Below are 15,566 nucleotides of genomic sequence, written 5' to 3' on the forward strand. Positions count from 1 at the left end.
TCTTGAATTTTAGCTATCCATCTTCTAGCAGTCTATCTTAGACTGCTATGTTGGCATGAGCTGCGTTTGCTTTATCTCTTGTCTCTACGGTTTATTCCTAGGCTAGTGGAGCTAAAAGACCTATGCTTATGAATTGTACAAAATTATCTATGTTGACTTTCTTTGAGACAAACTGAGGAGTCAATGCTTTGGCTTACTATAGATACAAAGGAGTAAGAAAATGAAAGAAATTTACTTAGCAGGCGGTTGTTTCTGGGGAATGGAAGGCTACTTTTCTCAGATTGACGGCATTTTAGAAACCAGTGTTGGTTATGCCAATGGGCAGGTGGAGACGACTAACTATCAGCTCCTCAAGCAAACTGACCATGCAGAGACAGTCTATCTGGCCTATGATGAGACGACTATCAGCTTGCGGGAGATTCTCCTCTACTATTTTCGTGTCATTGACCCGCTTTCTGTCAACAAGCAGGGACCTGATAAGGGACGTCAATACCGGACAGGTATCTACTATACTGATGAGGTGGATCTACCGGTTATCGAGCAGGTGATGACTGAGCAATCTAGCTTTCTTGGCGGTCGTCCCCTAGCTGTTGAGGTAGAACCCTTGGCTCACTATATTCCTGCCGAGGATTATCATCAAGATTATCTCAAGAAAAATCCCCAAGGATACTGTCATATTGACCTTGAACAGGCGAAAATCCCTCTTATTGATATTGCGGATTATCAAAAACCAGACCAACAAGTTTTGAAAGATAGCTTGACAGAACTCCAGTATCGTGTCACACAAGAGGCTGCGACCGAAAGACCCTTTGAAAACGAGTTTTGGAATAGCGATCAGGCGGGAATTTACGTTGATATTACGACCGGTGAACCCCTCTTTCTTTCCACAGATAAATTTGATTCAGGCTGTGGCTGGCCCTCTTTTACCAAGCCAATCAGTAAAGAAGTCGCAAGCTACTATCAGGACCGATCTCATGGTATGAATCGCATTGAAGTAAAAAGTCGAGCAGGTCAGGCCCATCTCGGTCATGTTTTTGATGACGGACCACTGGATAAAGGAGGACTTCGTTATTGCATCAATTCGGCTGCTCTTCGTTTCATCCCCAAGGAAGAAATGGAAGCCGCAGGTTATGGGGTGTTTTTAGAACTTCTTAGATAATTTTCAGAAACTATTCTTGATTTTTTCGGGGAAATAGTCTACAATGAAAGCAAGATAAAACTGAATAACCGGTTGATATTGGGTAGGAGGGAGACTGACTGTCCAAGGGACGGAACTCTGGAGAGACCATTATGGCACCGAAGGGGCAAGGTAGTATATTCTTTGAAAATCTAACTCAAACATTGTCAAGGGATTATTTCTCAGATAAGGAGTGGGTTGATTTTCATCGAGCATACTTGCTGAAACTCTCAGGTAAAAGGACAGAGCGAAGAAAGATAGGAACTCCTTGTATTTTTCGCATCGTTTCTAGAGGTTGAACAATTCAGCCTCTTTTTGTTTTCCAGCAGCTTTATCGGAAAATAAAGTTTTTTCAAAGTCAAATAGGATGTTTCTTTTGATGTTTGAAGACAGGTCACAAATCTGCTTATTAGGAGGAATATATGTTAGGAGTGATACAAAATATCAATAATATTATCTGGGGACCGCCTCTTTTGGTACTCTTAGTCGGAACGGGAGTTTATTTTACAGTCCGCTTGAGCTGGTTTCAGATGGGGAAATTGCCGACAGCATTTCGCTTAATCTTCTCAAGCAATCAATCCGGTCACGGAGATGTATCCAGCTTTGCAGCTCTTTGTACTGCTCTTGCGGCTACAGTTGGTACGGGAAATATTGTTGGGGTGGCAACAGCTATTACAACGGGAGGTCCTGGTGCCCTTTTCTGGATGTGGGTCGCAGCTTTTTTTGGCATGGCGACCAAGTATGCAGAAGGTTTCTTGGCCATTAAGTATCGGACAAAAGATAGTAACGGACAAGCAGCTGGCGGTCCTATGCACTATATTACTTTGGGGATGGGACATAGATGGAAACCCTTGGCAATTTTCTTTGCGGGTTCAGGAGTTCTTGTTGCTCTTCTAGGAATTGGAACATTCTCACAGGTCAATGCAATTACTTCTGCTTTGGAAGCAAGCTTTGGTCTGTCTCCTCGATTGATTAGTCTACTATTAGCTGTGCTAGTAGCCTGTATCATCTTTGGTGGGATTGAAACGATTTCAAAAGTGTCGACCAAGGTTGTTCCTTTCATGGCTATCCTCTATATTGTGGCTACCATTTGGATTTTGATGGTTCATATTGAACAGATTATTCCAACCTTGCAACTGGTTTTTCAGTCTGCTTTTTCTCCTGTGGCAGCCTTGGGTGGTTTTGCCGGTACAACAGTCAAAGAAGCCATTCAACGAGGAATTGCTCGTGGAGTATTCTCTAATGAATCCGGCCTTGGCTCAGCACCGATTGCAGCGGCAGCTGCTAAGTCGGATAATGCAGTAGAGCAGGGCTTAATTTCTATGATAGGTCCCTTTATTGATACGATTATCATTTGTAGTTTGACAGGTCTTTCTATCTTAGTGACAGGTCAGTGGACGGTAGAGGGCTTGGCTGGTGCTTCTCTGACTCAGGTAGCTTTTGCGACTGTTTTTGGGAATCCCGGTGCGGTTGCATTGGCAGTCAGTCTAGTTCTCTTTGCTTTTACAACTATCTTGGGGTGGTCATACTACGGTGAGCGCTGTATCGCCTTCCTTTTTGGCACCAAGTCCATCTTGCCTTATCGTTTAGTATTTGTAGTAATGGTTGCTTTGGGTGGTTTTCTCAAATTAGACTTAATTTGGACTTTGGCAGATATTGTAAATGGACTGATGGCTCTTCCCAATCTGATTGCCTTATTAGCTCTCTCTCCTGTTATCATCAAGGAAACACGTCAATATTTTAAAAAGAAGTAACTTAAGAGGTTGAAAAAATAGACTTACTGCTGAGATGGTTCTTTCTTGTCTCAGTGCGGTATTTGATTTGCAGTAGACTTTAAAGGTTGAAGATGGAAGTTTGTCGAGCAAATCTTGGTAATACACATTTCCTACTCCCTTTTCAGTTTTTTTGATAGGATTTCTGCTATAATGATTACATGAACAATTTTATCATGAAATATTTATCCCAATTTGACCTTGAAGTCATTGTTGTGTCTATTTTGAATAAAGTCTTATCCCTCCTTTTACTTTTTTGTGTTTTTTATATCATTAAGAAAATCACCAAGGCATCGGTCAAAAGACTTCTTGTGCCGTCTCTCAAGGTTTCCACTCAGGAAATAGGACGTCAAAAGACCATTAGCCGTTTGGTAGAGAGCATCCTCAATTATCTGCTCTATTTCATTCTCATTTATTGTATTTTGAGTGTTTTAGGTTTGCCAGTATCTAGCTTACTGGCAGGTGCAGGAATTGCGGGTGTGGCCATTGGTTTGGGAGCGCAAGGTTTTCTTTCAGATTTGGTCAATGGCTTCTTTATTTTGATTGAACGCCAGTTCAATGTTGGCGATGTAGTAAAGCTGACTAACGGTCCAATCACTATTTCAGGTACTATTATCAGCATGGGGATTCGGACGACACAGATACGGGATGCAGATGGAACCTTGCACTTTATTCCCAATCGGAATATCTTGGTCGTTAGCAACCACTCTCGTGGAGATATGCGGGCGCAAGTGGATATTCCGCTTAAGTTTAACACAGATTTAGAGCAGGTCTACCGAGTGGTAGAAGAGGTCAATAGTAGGGAGGTCACTCGGTTTGATCAGATTACGGGTGTGACAATTTTGGGACCTCAAAATACTCCTTCGGGTCAATTCGTCTTCCGAGTCAATCTTTTTGTAGCCAATGGTCAGCAGACAAAGGTTTATCATCAATTCTTTTGCTTTTATCAAGAGGCTCTGCGTCAGGCAGGCATAGATTTGCCTGCTGTGTCAAGATAAGTCGTTGTGTCATTTTGTCCATGAGGATGTTTGTGGACAGGTTTGATTGTAGAAGATATTTTGTAAGATAAAAAAATCCCGAATTGGTATGTCAATTCGGGATTTCGTATGAATATAATGTTGGAGGCTATTTAGTAGTTTACACCAAACCTTGAGTAATCATTGCATTAGCGATTTGTTCAAAAGCAGCAATGTTGGCACCTGCAAGGTAATCCGTACCAAGGTCATATTTTTCTGCAGTTTCTTTGGCGGTGTTGAAGATATTGGCCATAATATTTTTGAGACGATCATCAACTTCTTCACGAGTCCATGAAAGGCGTAGGCTATTCTGACTCATTTCAAGAGCAGATACAGCTACACCACCAGCGTTGGCAGCTTTGGCAAGACCATAGAGAACGCCATTTTCTTTGTACACTTTGATCGCTTCAAGGTCTGATGGCATGTTAGCACCTTCAGCTACACAGTAAACACCATTTTTAATCAAGGTAGTAGCCTGTTCCCCATTGATTTCGTTTTGGGTGGCACATGGTAGGGCAATATCTGCTTTTCCATCGTAATTCCATACGGAACCTTCAAAGTATTTAGCAGTTGGTTTTTCAGCAGCGTATGCTGTCAAGCGTGCGCGGCGTTTTTCCTTAACATCCACCAAGAGATCAAAGTCAATACCTGTTTCGTCAATGATATAGCCATTTGAATCAGAAACAGAAATCACTTTTGCACCGAGCTCGGTTGCTTTTTGAACAGCGTACTGGGCAACATTACCTGAACCAGAAATCAAAACCGTTTGATCTTTGAAAGACTTACCATTGGCGGAGAGCATGTTGTCTGTGAAGTAGACCAAGCCATAGCCCGTTGCTTCTGGGCGGATGAGGGAACCACCAAAACCAAGTGGTTTACCAGTCAAGACACCCGCATCGAATTGGCGAAGGCGCTTGTATTGACCATACATATAGCCAATCTCACGTCCACCGACACCGATGTCACCAGCAGGGACATCCAAAGAAGGACCGATATGCTTTTGCAGCTCTGTCATAAAACTTTGACAAAAACGCATGATTTCAGCGTCTGTTTTGCCCTTAGGGTCAAAATCGGAGCCACCTTTACCACCGCCTATTGGAAGTCCGGTCAAGGCATTTTTGAAAATCTGTTCAAAACCAAGAAATTTGAGGATGGATTGGTTAACCGTTGGATGGAAGCGAAGACCACCTTTGTAAGGACCTACCGCTGAGTTGAACTGAACACGGTAGCCACGGTTGACCTGAACTTTACCATCTTTGTCAGTCCAAGGTACACGGAAGCTGATAACCCGTTCAGGTTCAACAATACGTGCCAAGATGTTTTCTTCGATGTATTCTGGATGGGCTTCAAACACCGGTTCAAGAGAATTGAAGAGTTCTTCTACTGCTTGAAGGAATTCTGTCTCATGTGGATTGCGAGCCTTCACGGCCTCGAAAGATGTTTGGATATATGTTTTTACATTTGACATAAAGGAACCTGATTTCTTTCTATTTCTTTGCTCTAAAAAATCGGTTATCGGTCACTCTAAGACAGTTTATTGAACTCCAATACCGTTCTCACGGTCTTATTGTCGTGCCGATTACTAATTTTCTAGGACTTGATTAAATTATCAGACAATTTAATTTATCTGATAATATTATAACACCAAGATTTTTAATTGTAAAGAGAAACCTATCAAATTTTCTACACAAGAAGATGGCTACTATTGTAAAGACGAACGTTGACAGTCATTCGACCGAAATAGAAGAGAGGCTATGCTATAATGTAAGAAAATGATGGAAAAGGAGAAAAGATGGTTTCAACAGCGACAAGATTAGGTGGATTTGATTTTGACAACTGCTTGATGAATGCAGCAGGGGTTTGGTGCATGACTAGAGAGGAATTGGCAGCAGTCAAGGATTCTGCGGCAGGAACTTTTGTGACGAAGACAGCGACCTTGGAATGTCGTTCTGGTAATCCAGAACCTCGTTATCAGAATGTTCCGCTCGGTTCCATCAATTCTATGGGGCTACCAAACCATGGTTTGGCCTACTATCTGGATTACCTTTTAGAATTGCAAGAAGCTGAGCCAGAGAAACGCTTCATCTTGTCTTTGGTCGGGATGTCGCCCGATGAGACCCATGAGATTTTGAAAAGAGTCCAAGACAGTAACTTTAAAGGCTTGATTGAGCTGAATCTTTCCTGTCCAAATGTCCCTGGAAAACCCCAGATTGCCTATGATTTTGAAATGACAGAGAAGCTCTTGTACACGGTATTTACCTACTTTACCAAGCCGCTGGGAATCAAATTGCCACCCTATTTTGACATCGTTCATTTTGATCAAGCAGCTACTATTTTTAATCAATTCCCTCTTGCTTTCATCAATTGTGTTAATTCGATTGGCAATGGGCTTTACATAGAGGATGAGTCAGTTGTTATCAAGCCGAAAAATGGCTTTGGTGGTATTGGTGGTGAGTACATTAAGCCAACTGCTCTGGCTAATGTACATGCCTTCTATCAACGCCTAAGACCTAATATTCAGATTGTAGGAACAGGTGGTATCTTGACAGGACGTGATGCCTTTGAGCATATTCTTTGTGGCGCTAGTATGGTCCAAATCGGGACAACTCTTCAAAAAGAAGGGATCGTTGCCTTTGAACGTATTACTGCTGAATTACAAGCAATTATGACAGAAAAGGGTTATGAAACGATTGAAGATTTTCGTGGGAAATTGCAGTATATTGACTGAGATAACTGGGGATCTGCCCTCTAGCCTTTGTACTTTTCAGAAAGATCAAGCTATAAGATAGTAATGTGGCTGATTTTCAACTTCTAAAGGTTTCCCAAACCTTTGGAGCTCTCTACAGCATCAACTTTTGCCTGTCTTTGATTTAAAAAGTTCCAAAGCTTTTATTAACTCTGGAACTTTTTGTTGCAATTTTTTGTATCTTTTTTGATCATGTTTATAGGTCTTTAAAATTTCTTCTTTATAAAATCTACCTTTGCTTCACTTCAGTAGCTCTTTCAGATGATATGCACAGGTTAGCTTCCTGCCTTCGGTTCTCATCAGAAAAGTTTCCTGATCTTTTTAGTTGCCTACACTTGTGAATTTCGTCATTCCATAGCGGAAGAGCTTATAGTTAATTGCAAAGATTAGAGCTACTACGATTGGTAATGCCAAGCCCCACATAGATAGGTCGAAGAAGTAGAGAGCTGGGAGATAGGCTGTAAATGCGTAAGGGAAGATAAAAATTAACAGAAACTGGATAAGTCTTGGGTAAATATTAAGAGGATATTGAGCCATCTGGTTGAGGGAAAAAATTCCCATCGTCAGAGGGAAGGACTCTACAATCCAAAAGGCAAGCGCTGTTGGTCCAAGTTGAATAGCTGCGTAGAGTAGACCGATACAAATGGTAATGAAAATCAGTAACAATAATTTCCAGAAGGACCACTCCATACTAAGTTCATTGGAAGCCTGAATAAGGGCTAGAATACCGATGAGAGTCGTTCCGATTCCTTGGGGCTGGATTCGTTCGCAAATGAGCTGAAATAAGGGATTGACAGGCATGAGGAGCAGTCGTTCAAATTCTCCCTTCCGAATATAGCGACTGCCAAACAACCAAAGATTATCAAAGAAAATCAAATGAATGGATCGTCCTGCTGTTGCAATACCGTAGATAAAGAGCATTTGTCCATAGTTAAAGCCAGCAATTTCCTTGATATTACCAAATAGAATATTGAGGAAAACCAGGTAAACAATTTGTTCAATCAAAGAGGAGAATAGTCCGATAAAAAAATCCATCCGAAAGGACATTTGAGCCATCATAAAGACTTTGATATTATAGAAATAGAGGTTGATGTACTTCTTCATAATTAACCTCCAAAGATGACGATGCGGCGTTTGGCTTGGGACCAAAGCAAAGCGATAAAGCCAAATAAGATAGGAATCCATAAAGCCTGCAAACCAAGTGCAGTTAAGTTGCTTTCTTTTCCTAATAGGATAGAAACTGGGACGTTGACTGCATAATTGTAGGGCAGGAACCGAAGGATGTTTTCTACAGCCTGTGGATAAAAGCTAAGAGGCAAAAGTGCCCCCGAAGCTAGGTTGAAGAGACCATTTCTAAGTAGCATGACACCCCAAGCATTGACCGTAAAGAAAGCTAGAAAACCAAAAGCCATATCCAACAACTGAACGATGAACATACCTAGTAGCGAGCTGAGGAGGAAAATCAGAATGGTTCGGCCATCGGGCAGATAGAAATCTTGGTGGATCAGCACTATTCCGATAAATATAAAGGAGAACTTAAAGAGTTCTAAAAGTTTGTCGCCTAGGTCTTTGAAAAAAAGAGATACAATAAAGGAGTAGGGTCTCAGAAATTCTCCAGCGATACTTCCGTCTAAAATACGATAGGAAAGTTCTTTGCCTAGTGAAAAGGAGTTGAGACTGGCTAAAAGGTTGGCAAAGATGATGTAGGTGGTAAAGGTCTGCAATGTAAAACCGTTCACTTCTGGTTGAGTAAAGAAAATAGTTTTCCAAACATAGAGAGCCACTAAAATTTTCACCGCCAGAGAAACAAAGCTTGCCACAAAGAATGCCTTATACTGCAAGGCGGTCATCATCATGAGTCGAGTCAAGTAAAAATACTTACGCATGAATACCCTCCTCATAGATTTGTCGGATCATGGTCTCGATCTCTAGTTCTTTCATTGTTACATCTTCAATGACGAAATGATTGAATACCTGCTCAATGACTTGAGCGCTGGTCCATACCTTACTCTGGTAGCGGATTTCAAAGTGAAAATCATCTTTACGCTCAAATTCCAAACCTTCCAGCTTCAATTCTTTCTCAACTGGTTTCTCGGTAGAAAAGAGAATAGTTTTAACAGTTGAAAAGCGTTCTTTGAGGGCTGTGAGCGAACCATCATAGACCTTTTTACCCTCGTCAATAATGAAAATTCGCTCGCAGAGGCTTTCAATATCCTTCATATCGTGAGAGGTGATCAAGAAAGTCGTCTGATAGCGTTGGTTCATATAGCGGATAAAGGAACGAATGGTTTCCTTGACACTGGCATCTAAGCCAATGGTTGGTTCATCTAGAAAGACAACAGCAGGTTGATGGATGAAGATAGCTGCAAATTCACAGCGAACGCGTTGGCCTAAGGAGAGGTTGCGAACCGGCTGTTTCATGATGTCTGCTAAGTCTAGTAGTTCAATTAAGCTAGCCAGTCTTTCCTTGAAGACTGCATCTGGAACATCATAGATTTTGGCATGAAGGATAAAGGATTCCTGTACGGGCAAATTCCAATCCAGATGAGATTTTTGACCGAATAGAACACCGATTTGCTTGTTGACAGTTTTGCGATTTTCCTGAGGGTTGAGTCCATTGATGTAGACCTGTCCTTGGTCAGGATGGAGAACACCCGTCAGCATTTTGATAGTGGTTGATTTTCCAGAGCCATTAGATCCGATATAGCCGATGATTTCTCCCTTTTTTACTTGTAAAGAAATGTCTTGGACAGCCGGAATGGATTTTTTCTTAGGTTTAAAAAAAGCCTTAATAGAACCCTTTAGTCCGACTTCTTTGTCAACGACAGAATAGGTTTTTGAAAGATGTTCTGCTTGAATCATATTTGTTCCTCTTTTTTTATGGAAAACGTTTGCGCGTGTATTATAACAGAAAAAAGCTATAGATGCAAGAGGAGTTTGTATCAAAAATAAATAGAACCAACTGTTCAATTTGAGCAGTTGGTCTTTCATGTTATTTCTGATTGGTGATGGCACTCTTTTCCGGATCGTTATGTGCAATGCGACTGGCAGCCGCAGCTGCAATGGCACAGATGATGTCGTTAAGGAAGGTGTGGCAATGCGGACTATCTTTTCTGTTGAGCTTGGCAATAATACCTGGCTTGGATTTGTCTAAATATCCATAGTTGGTAAAACCAATCGTCCCATAGAGGTTGACAATAGATAGGCCAAGAATTTCATCAATACCATATAGGCCTTCATCATTTATCAAGATTGACTGGAGAGGTTGAGAAATGAATCCCTGCTCAGCTAGTTTATCAATCTCAACTCCAGTCATAATGGCATTTTGTACTTCTCGCTTGGCAAGAACAGCTTCGACATTTTCTAAGCATTCTGCTAGAGTCAAATCGGAGATGTATTTATTTTGTAAGTGCATAACTAAGGTAGCAATATCTTCAAGTTGAATCCCTCTTTCTTCCAACAGGTCACGGGAGTAGTTTTGTAGGTTATCGCTTGTCATCTCTGGACGTCTCCTTTCTCATAATGAAATCTATTGTACCAGAAAAATGTCCCCTTCGCGAATGATTGTATTGTAATATAGCATAATGCTCTAATTATCAAAGAAAACCAGCCTAGTTCATACACATTAAGCTGGTTTTTATCATACTGCAATACTAAAAATCAGTCATGGACAGGCCTTCTAGGAGGGGAATGAAATAAAGCAGTTTGTGTTTTTATTGTTTTTGATAGCAGATTGGAAGGCTCTACCATTTTTTCACATGACAAGGTATTGTCTCGATTTATTAGTTTGGTGTTCGTAGGTTGATGGTAGCATTTGTTGCTCCAAGAGTCAGCTTATTTTTACTACCCTTTTTTTCAAGGGTTAAGGTCTGTTTATCACCTTCTTGTTTTACAGTGAGTTTTTCGTACTTGTCTTTAGTAAAAATACCAACATGTTCAGCCTGTTCTTTGAAGTAACTCGTATTCCCAACAATGTCCTTCAATTCTTCTTCTGTATTGTAGTGATAACCTAGGTGTTTTGCTAAACTCTTCATATCTGTTTTCGTGCTGATATTGAGATTAAGATCTTGTAAACTCTTATCGGTCAAGTCGAGATTGGTGACGGTCAGAGCTTGATTTGTTGTCGGAGTAAAGATGTTTTCACCTAGTAAGGTTGCATTGGACACGTGTAGATTTTGGTAGCCTTGGATTTTCACATTTTCCAAGCTAGTATCAGAAAGTTTGGCGCTTTCTTCGGAGTTTGAGACTGAGACGCTAATGTTTTTCAGTTTTGATTGATCTACGGAAACATAAGAGGTATCAATTGTGCCACCATCCATTTGAACATTATTGAGATGCAGTCTAGCTGATAGGTTAACTTCTTTGATATGAACATTTTCAATTGTCAAGGGGCTAGAACCATAATAGTAGGGATAGTGATTTCCTTCTAATTTTGCTAATCCCTTGTTCTTAGGGACTCGAATGATAACGGTCTGTGCATCTGTCCTGTTGGAGGCCAGATGTTCTCCAAAAAATTGCATGATTCCTGTGATAGAAAGTTCCCGATCTTTTGCTGTCAGAGTTAGGACGCCGTCTTTTTCAGAAATTTTGAGTGACGGAAAGATATGGTTTTTAGAGTTGGTATAGGTTATGTGGTAGTTATCATCGGTAGATTCCCGGATGGTAATATCGCGGTGGATAAAATCAAGCTTGAGTGTATGTAGATTCGTATAAGTTTGATGGATTTGTTTAGGTGTAGCGATTTTTTCCAAGCTGGTGATGCCGCCAGAGAAAAATCCGATTCCTGCTAAAATTAAGCCCGTAATTAAGCTAACAAAACCGGCAATAATTGCCATTGTCAATTTCTTTTTCATGCTCGTTTACCTCGTTTCAATATCCATTTAAAGCAAGCCTTAACCAGCCACCAAGACCAGTAAGCGAAAAATCCTGTTAGGATATAAAGAAGAATGGAACCACCGATGAGAGAGAGGCCGGAACCAAAACCCATGAGGAAGACATTAAAATCTTGAGAAAGCAGGCTAAATCCTTCCCAAATCAAGTAGGCTCCTCCGATGAAAAGTCCTATGCCTAACGCTAGCCCACCAATCAGAAAGCCTAGAACTAGGAAAATGAGAAAAATCAAGGCTCCGCCTAAAAGAAGTGTAGCTGGAATAGCGATTGGAAGAGATAGAATGGCTAAGAAAGCTAACCAGACAGTCTTTTTGACCGCTCGAAATTCCTGTAAGTTTTTCCCAAGGTAGAAAGCTCCACAAATCGCGCCAATGAAAATACCAAATATTCCTAGAACAGATCCAGAGGAGAGAAAGAACCAGGACAACAGAAAAGTGAACGCAAGGGCAACAAAGACATAGATCGGATGGTTATTTGGCTTCGTGCTATCTATCAGTTTGTCGCTATCCTTTGTTTCTCCTTCAATATGTCGACTGAGCATGTTATTGATTAGCTCACTGGCAGCCTCTTTAGGAGAGCCTAATTCTTCTATGATAGCTGATTCTTTTTCTGGACCAGCTTCATCAAAATATTCGTTGAAAAAAGTAATAGCTTCTTGGAATTCTTTGTGTGGTAATTTTTTCAAGTATTTTTCCAACTGAGCCATGTATTCAGATCTTGTCATGACGGATGCTCCCTTCTATGATGCCGCTTATTGTATTGGTATAGGTATCCCAGTCATCTTTGAGGCGAATCAATTCTTCGTGACCTAACTGGGTCAGACTATAGTATTTCCTCATCCTTCCCTGATATTCACGGGAATAGGTAGTCAAAAAGTCATTTTGTTCTAATCGTTTTAGAATGGGATAAAGGGCTGATTCCTTTATATTGGAGATCAGTTTGATTGTCTGGCAAATTTCATACCCATAGGAATCATCAGATTCCAATATGGCCATGATGAGAAATTCTGTCAGCACCGCAGGAACTGGAAAATGCATGGCAGTCACTCCTTTCTCTCGTTTTGTTAGCAGTGGATATAGAATTGACATATATATAAAACAACCATATATCAAAAAATGCTATATATAAAATATACACCTACAAGAAGAAATTGTCAAGCAGATATATAAAATAAATAAAAAAATACGGTCGAAGTTCCGACCGTAAGGGTATCTTTTGTTTTGGTAGCCTTCAAGGCTATGCTTGGAGTTCCAGCGGTTAACAGTAAAGAAAAGCTAGGAAATTAGTCAACGTATAATTTTGACTTATTGCTTAGCCAACTATAAAGAAGACCAATCAAGAGACCACCGCCGGCATAGTTTCCAAGTCCGGAGAAGAGGAAGTTGCTTAGGATACTGAGGACGTTCATCCCTTCAACAGGACCGCCATTTGAAAAGAAGGCGAGTGAGAAAGTAGAGAAGTTGGCTATAACGTGTTCAAAACCAAGGAAGGCAAAGATAAAGATGATGAAAATCAACGAAATAACACGACCAGCGTCATCCTTCATACGCATAGTAACAAATACGGCGATGTTCACGACAATATTGGCGAAAATCCCTTCAACAAATTGAGTCAATGGTGTTTTTGCCAATTTAGCCACAGTAGCCTCGAAAAGGTAACTATGCTGGTCAATATGCTGATATGGTGAGGTTAGTGATAAGAGGAAGCAGACAAGTACTGCACCGACAAAGTTGAAGAAGATACAGGTTGCCAAGATTTTCAAAGCTGTTTTTGTAGGAATGACCTTGCGGTGAATGGCAGAAGTCATATACATCATGTTGGATGTACCAAGCTCAGCGTTCATGTATAAAATCATTACCAAGCACCAGCCGAACATGAGTCCATAGCTGAATTTTCCAAGACCATCAACGATATGGTTCAGTTTATCGGCTGTATAAACCGAAATGGCTAAACCAATCGCCAGATAAACACTTGCCATGATGGAGCGAACGGCATAAGCAAAATAATTATTTTCAATCAAGTCTGCTTTTTTCCTGATGCTTTTGTCGATATTATAAATTAGCGTGTCTTGTTGTGCTGCCATAATAATCCCCTTTTACTATATTTATTAAAACGTATTTGCGAAAGTTCTCACAATAAGAGAGTATAACAGAAAAAGTCTGAAAATGTAAGTGTTTTTCGGCAAAAAAACCAAGTAATCGCTACCAATTTGCAGATATTGAGGAAATGTTTACAGAAGTCCAGAAAGTTAGAGTTTTTTTGCCCATATAATATGAAAAGTATGAACTATCATTTTTAGGGTTCTGCTCTGCTATTTTTCTAGAAACTGTGCTACAATAAAGTTAGAAATAATCGGAAAAGAGGATAGACTATGTCAGAAGTAATCGCTTTTGGTTATGGACGTAATCGAGCGGAAATGCAGCTCAAACGTCTCAACCGTCACGGGATTATCGCAGGAGCTACTGGTACAGGAAAAACAGTGACATTGAAAGTTTTGGCAGAACAGCTGAGTGATGCTGGGATTCCCGTATTTTTATCGGATATTAAGGGAGATTTAAATAGTTTAGTGCAGGCTAATAGGAAGGAAATTGACCCTAGTCGCCTTGAAAAAACTCAGTACCTAGACTACACACCGACAAGTTATCCAGTTGAGTTGTGGGATGTTTTTGGAGAAAATGGTACACCGGTTCGCATGACTATTTCAGAATTAGGTCCTGTCTTGTTGACCCGTTTGTTGGGATTGAATGATACGCAAGAATCTATTCTTAATATCGTGTTCAGTGTGGCAGATGAGCGTGGTCTCTTGCTCATTGATTTGATGGACTTGAGGGCTATGCTCAATTTTGTGGCAGAGAATGCAGCAGAGCTGAGTCAGTATTATGGCAATATTCCTTCTCGTTCGATCGGTGCTATCTTGCGTAGTCTGGTCGTTCTAGAGCAACAGGGTGGAAAAATTTTCTTTGGCGAGCCTAGCCTAGAGATTGCAGACCTTATGCGAACAACCACAGATGGGCGAGGTGTGATAAATGTACTTCAAGCGACAGAACTCTTCAATCAACCAACTCTTTATTCCACAGTTTTGCTCAGTCTTTTATCAGAACTCTATGAGGTCCTCCCTGAAGTGGGCGACCTTGATAAGCCTAAGATGGTCTTTTTCTTTGATGAAGCCCATATACTCTTTAAAGATGCTCCTAAAGTTTTGCTCGAAAAAATTGAGTTAATTGTCCGCCTGATTCGCTCCAAAGGAGTTGGTATTTTCTTTGTTACACAGAATCCGACTGATATTCCAGATAGCGTGGCGTCTCAACTAGGGAATCGTATCCAGCATGGTCTACGAGCCTTTACTCCAAAAGAACTCAAGACGGTTACTACAGTCGCTGAAACCTTCCGTCAAGAAGGGAGCGAAAACCTAGCCAAGGTTATTCAAGAATTGGAGGTCGGCGAGGCTGTCGTTTCAACCCTTCAAACAGATGGAACACCAAGTTTTGCGGATCGGGTCATGATTTACCCACCAAAGAGTCAGCTGGGAACTGTGGAGTCTAGTCTTATCCTTTCAGCTATCAACAGTTCTTCTTTGATGGAAAAATACGCTGACGCAGTGAATCGGGAGTCAGCCCATGAGCAGATTTTGGCTATGACGCAGGAAAAAGAAGCCGAACTAATCAAAAAAGCTGAACAGGCCGAGGCAGAAAAACAAGCTGAAAAAGCTGCAAGAATGGAAGAAAAAGCTCAAAAAGAGACCTCTAAAACTGCTCAGAAAGCTAACCAATCAGTTGGTCGGAAAACAGATTCCATAATGGATCGCTTTGCTAAAAATTTAATGAGCCAAGTTGGACGAGAAGTTGGACGTGTGGTGACACGAGGCATTATGGGCATGTTAAAAGGAAAATAAGAAACTCAACGCCCTAGCAACTTGTTTGACTGGACATCAGTTTTCTGGTCTGATAGATCTTTGATTTTCATTG

General features: G+C 40.8%; 14 protein-coding genes and 1 riboswitch. Of the genes, 5 read left to right on the forward strand and 9 right to left on the reverse strand.

The window, feature by feature from the left end:
• Nucleotides 1–220: 220 nt before the first annotated feature.
• The 3 genes from msrB to SR187_RS01285 all read left to right on the forward strand — a co-directional run bounded on the left by msrB (nucleotide 221) and on the right by SR187_RS01285 (nucleotide 3,947).
• Nucleotides 221–1,159: a peptide-methionine (R)-S-oxide reductase MsrB gene (msrB, locus tag SR187_RS01275; protein ID WP_120171270.1), complete on the forward strand. Its 939-nt coding sequence runs from the start codon at nucleotides 221–223 to the stop codon at nucleotides 1,157–1,159.
• 107 nt (nucleotides 1,160–1,266) lie between these two features.
• Nucleotides 1,267–1,433, forward strand: a riboswitch (glycine riboswitch).
• A gap of 166 nt (nucleotides 1,434–1,599) precedes the next feature.
• Nucleotides 1,600–2,931 (forward strand): alanine/glycine:cation symporter family protein, encoded by a 1,332-nt coding sequence (locus SR187_RS01280; protein WP_024532376.1) that lies wholly within the window; start codon nucleotides 1,600–1,602, stop codon nucleotides 2,929–2,931.
• 179 nt (nucleotides 2,932–3,110) lie between these two features.
• Nucleotides 3,111–3,947, forward strand: a complete 837-nt coding sequence (locus SR187_RS01285) for a mechanosensitive ion channel family protein (RefSeq protein WP_120171271.1) — start codon at nucleotides 3,111–3,113, stop codon at nucleotides 3,945–3,947.
• Between the two features lie 139 nt (nucleotides 3,948–4,086).
• Here SR187_RS01285 and gdhA read toward each other — a convergent pair whose 3' ends face one another.
• Nucleotides 4,087–5,433 (reverse strand): NADP-specific glutamate dehydrogenase, encoded by a 1,347-nt coding sequence (gdhA, locus tag SR187_RS01290; protein WP_120171272.1) that lies wholly within the window; start codon nucleotides 5,431–5,433, stop codon nucleotides 4,087–4,089.
• A 324-nt stretch (nucleotides 5,434–5,757) separates the two neighbouring features.
• Here gdhA and SR187_RS01295 point away from each other — a divergent pair, with 324 nt between their 5' ends.
• On the forward strand, nucleotides 5,758–6,693 hold the full coding sequence (locus SR187_RS01295; protein ID WP_120171273.1) for a dihydroorotate oxidase: 936 nt from the start codon (nucleotides 5,758–5,760) through the stop codon (nucleotides 6,691–6,693).
• A 339-nt stretch (nucleotides 6,694–7,032) separates the two neighbouring features.
• Here SR187_RS01295 and SR187_RS01300 read toward each other — a convergent pair whose 3' ends face one another.
• The 8 genes from SR187_RS01300 to SR187_RS01335 all read right to left on the reverse strand — a co-directional run bounded on the left by SR187_RS01300 (nucleotide 7,033) and on the right by SR187_RS01335 (nucleotide 13,684).
• Nucleotides 7,033–7,815, reverse strand: a complete 783-nt coding sequence (locus SR187_RS01300; RefSeq protein ID WP_120171274.1) for an ABC transporter permease — start codon at nucleotides 7,813–7,815, stop codon at nucleotides 7,033–7,035.
• 2 nt (nucleotides 7,816–7,817) lie between these two features.
• Nucleotides 7,818–8,597, reverse strand: coding sequence for an ABC transporter permease (locus SR187_RS01305; protein ID WP_120171275.1), 780 nt, complete (start codon nucleotides 8,595–8,597; stop codon nucleotides 7,818–7,820).
• Nucleotides 8,590–9,573, reverse strand: coding sequence for an ABC transporter ATP-binding protein (locus SR187_RS01310; RefSeq protein ID WP_120171276.1), 984 nt, complete (start codon nucleotides 9,571–9,573; stop codon nucleotides 8,590–8,592). Before SR187_RS01310 ends, SR187_RS01305 begins: the two co-directional genes overlap by 8 nt.
• Before the next feature lie 130 nt (nucleotides 9,574–9,703).
• Nucleotides 9,704–10,210 (reverse strand): phosphatidylglycerophosphatase A family protein, encoded by a 507-nt coding sequence (locus SR187_RS01315; RefSeq protein ID WP_120171277.1) that lies wholly within the window; start codon nucleotides 10,208–10,210, stop codon nucleotides 9,704–9,706.
• A 283-nt stretch (nucleotides 10,211–10,493) separates the two neighbouring features.
• Complete coding sequence (locus SR187_RS01320) at nucleotides 10,494–11,564, reverse strand: DUF4097 family beta strand repeat-containing protein (RefSeq protein WP_120171278.1); 1,071 nt, start codon at nucleotides 11,562–11,564, stop codon at nucleotides 10,494–10,496.
• Nucleotides 11,561–12,325, reverse strand: coding sequence for a DUF1700 domain-containing protein (locus SR187_RS01325; RefSeq protein ID WP_120171279.1), 765 nt, complete (start codon nucleotides 12,323–12,325; stop codon nucleotides 11,561–11,563). The genes SR187_RS01320 and SR187_RS01325 overlap by 4 nt, the downstream gene beginning before the upstream one ends.
• Complete coding sequence (locus SR187_RS01330) at nucleotides 12,312–12,638, reverse strand: PadR family transcriptional regulator (protein WP_120171280.1); 327 nt, start codon at nucleotides 12,636–12,638, stop codon at nucleotides 12,312–12,314. Before SR187_RS01330 ends, SR187_RS01325 begins: the two co-directional genes overlap by 14 nt.
• A gap of 245 nt (nucleotides 12,639–12,883) precedes the next feature.
• A complete protein-coding gene (locus SR187_RS01335) occupies nucleotides 12,884–13,684 on the reverse strand; it encodes a formate/nitrite transporter family protein (protein ID WP_120171281.1) in 801 nt (266 codons plus the stop codon).
• Between the two features lie 288 nt (nucleotides 13,685–13,972).
• Here SR187_RS01335 and SR187_RS01340 point away from each other — a divergent pair, with 288 nt between their 5' ends.
• Nucleotides 13,973–15,493: a helicase HerA-like domain-containing protein gene (locus tag SR187_RS01340; RefSeq protein WP_024532157.1), complete on the forward strand. Its 1,521-nt coding sequence runs from the start codon at nucleotides 13,973–13,975 to the stop codon at nucleotides 15,491–15,493.
• Nucleotides 15,494–15,566: the final 73 nt, after the last annotated feature.

Source organism: Streptococcus ruminantium, from assembly GCF_003609975.1.
GTDB lineage: Bacteria > Bacillota > Bacilli > Lactobacillales > Streptococcaceae > Streptococcus > Streptococcus ruminantium.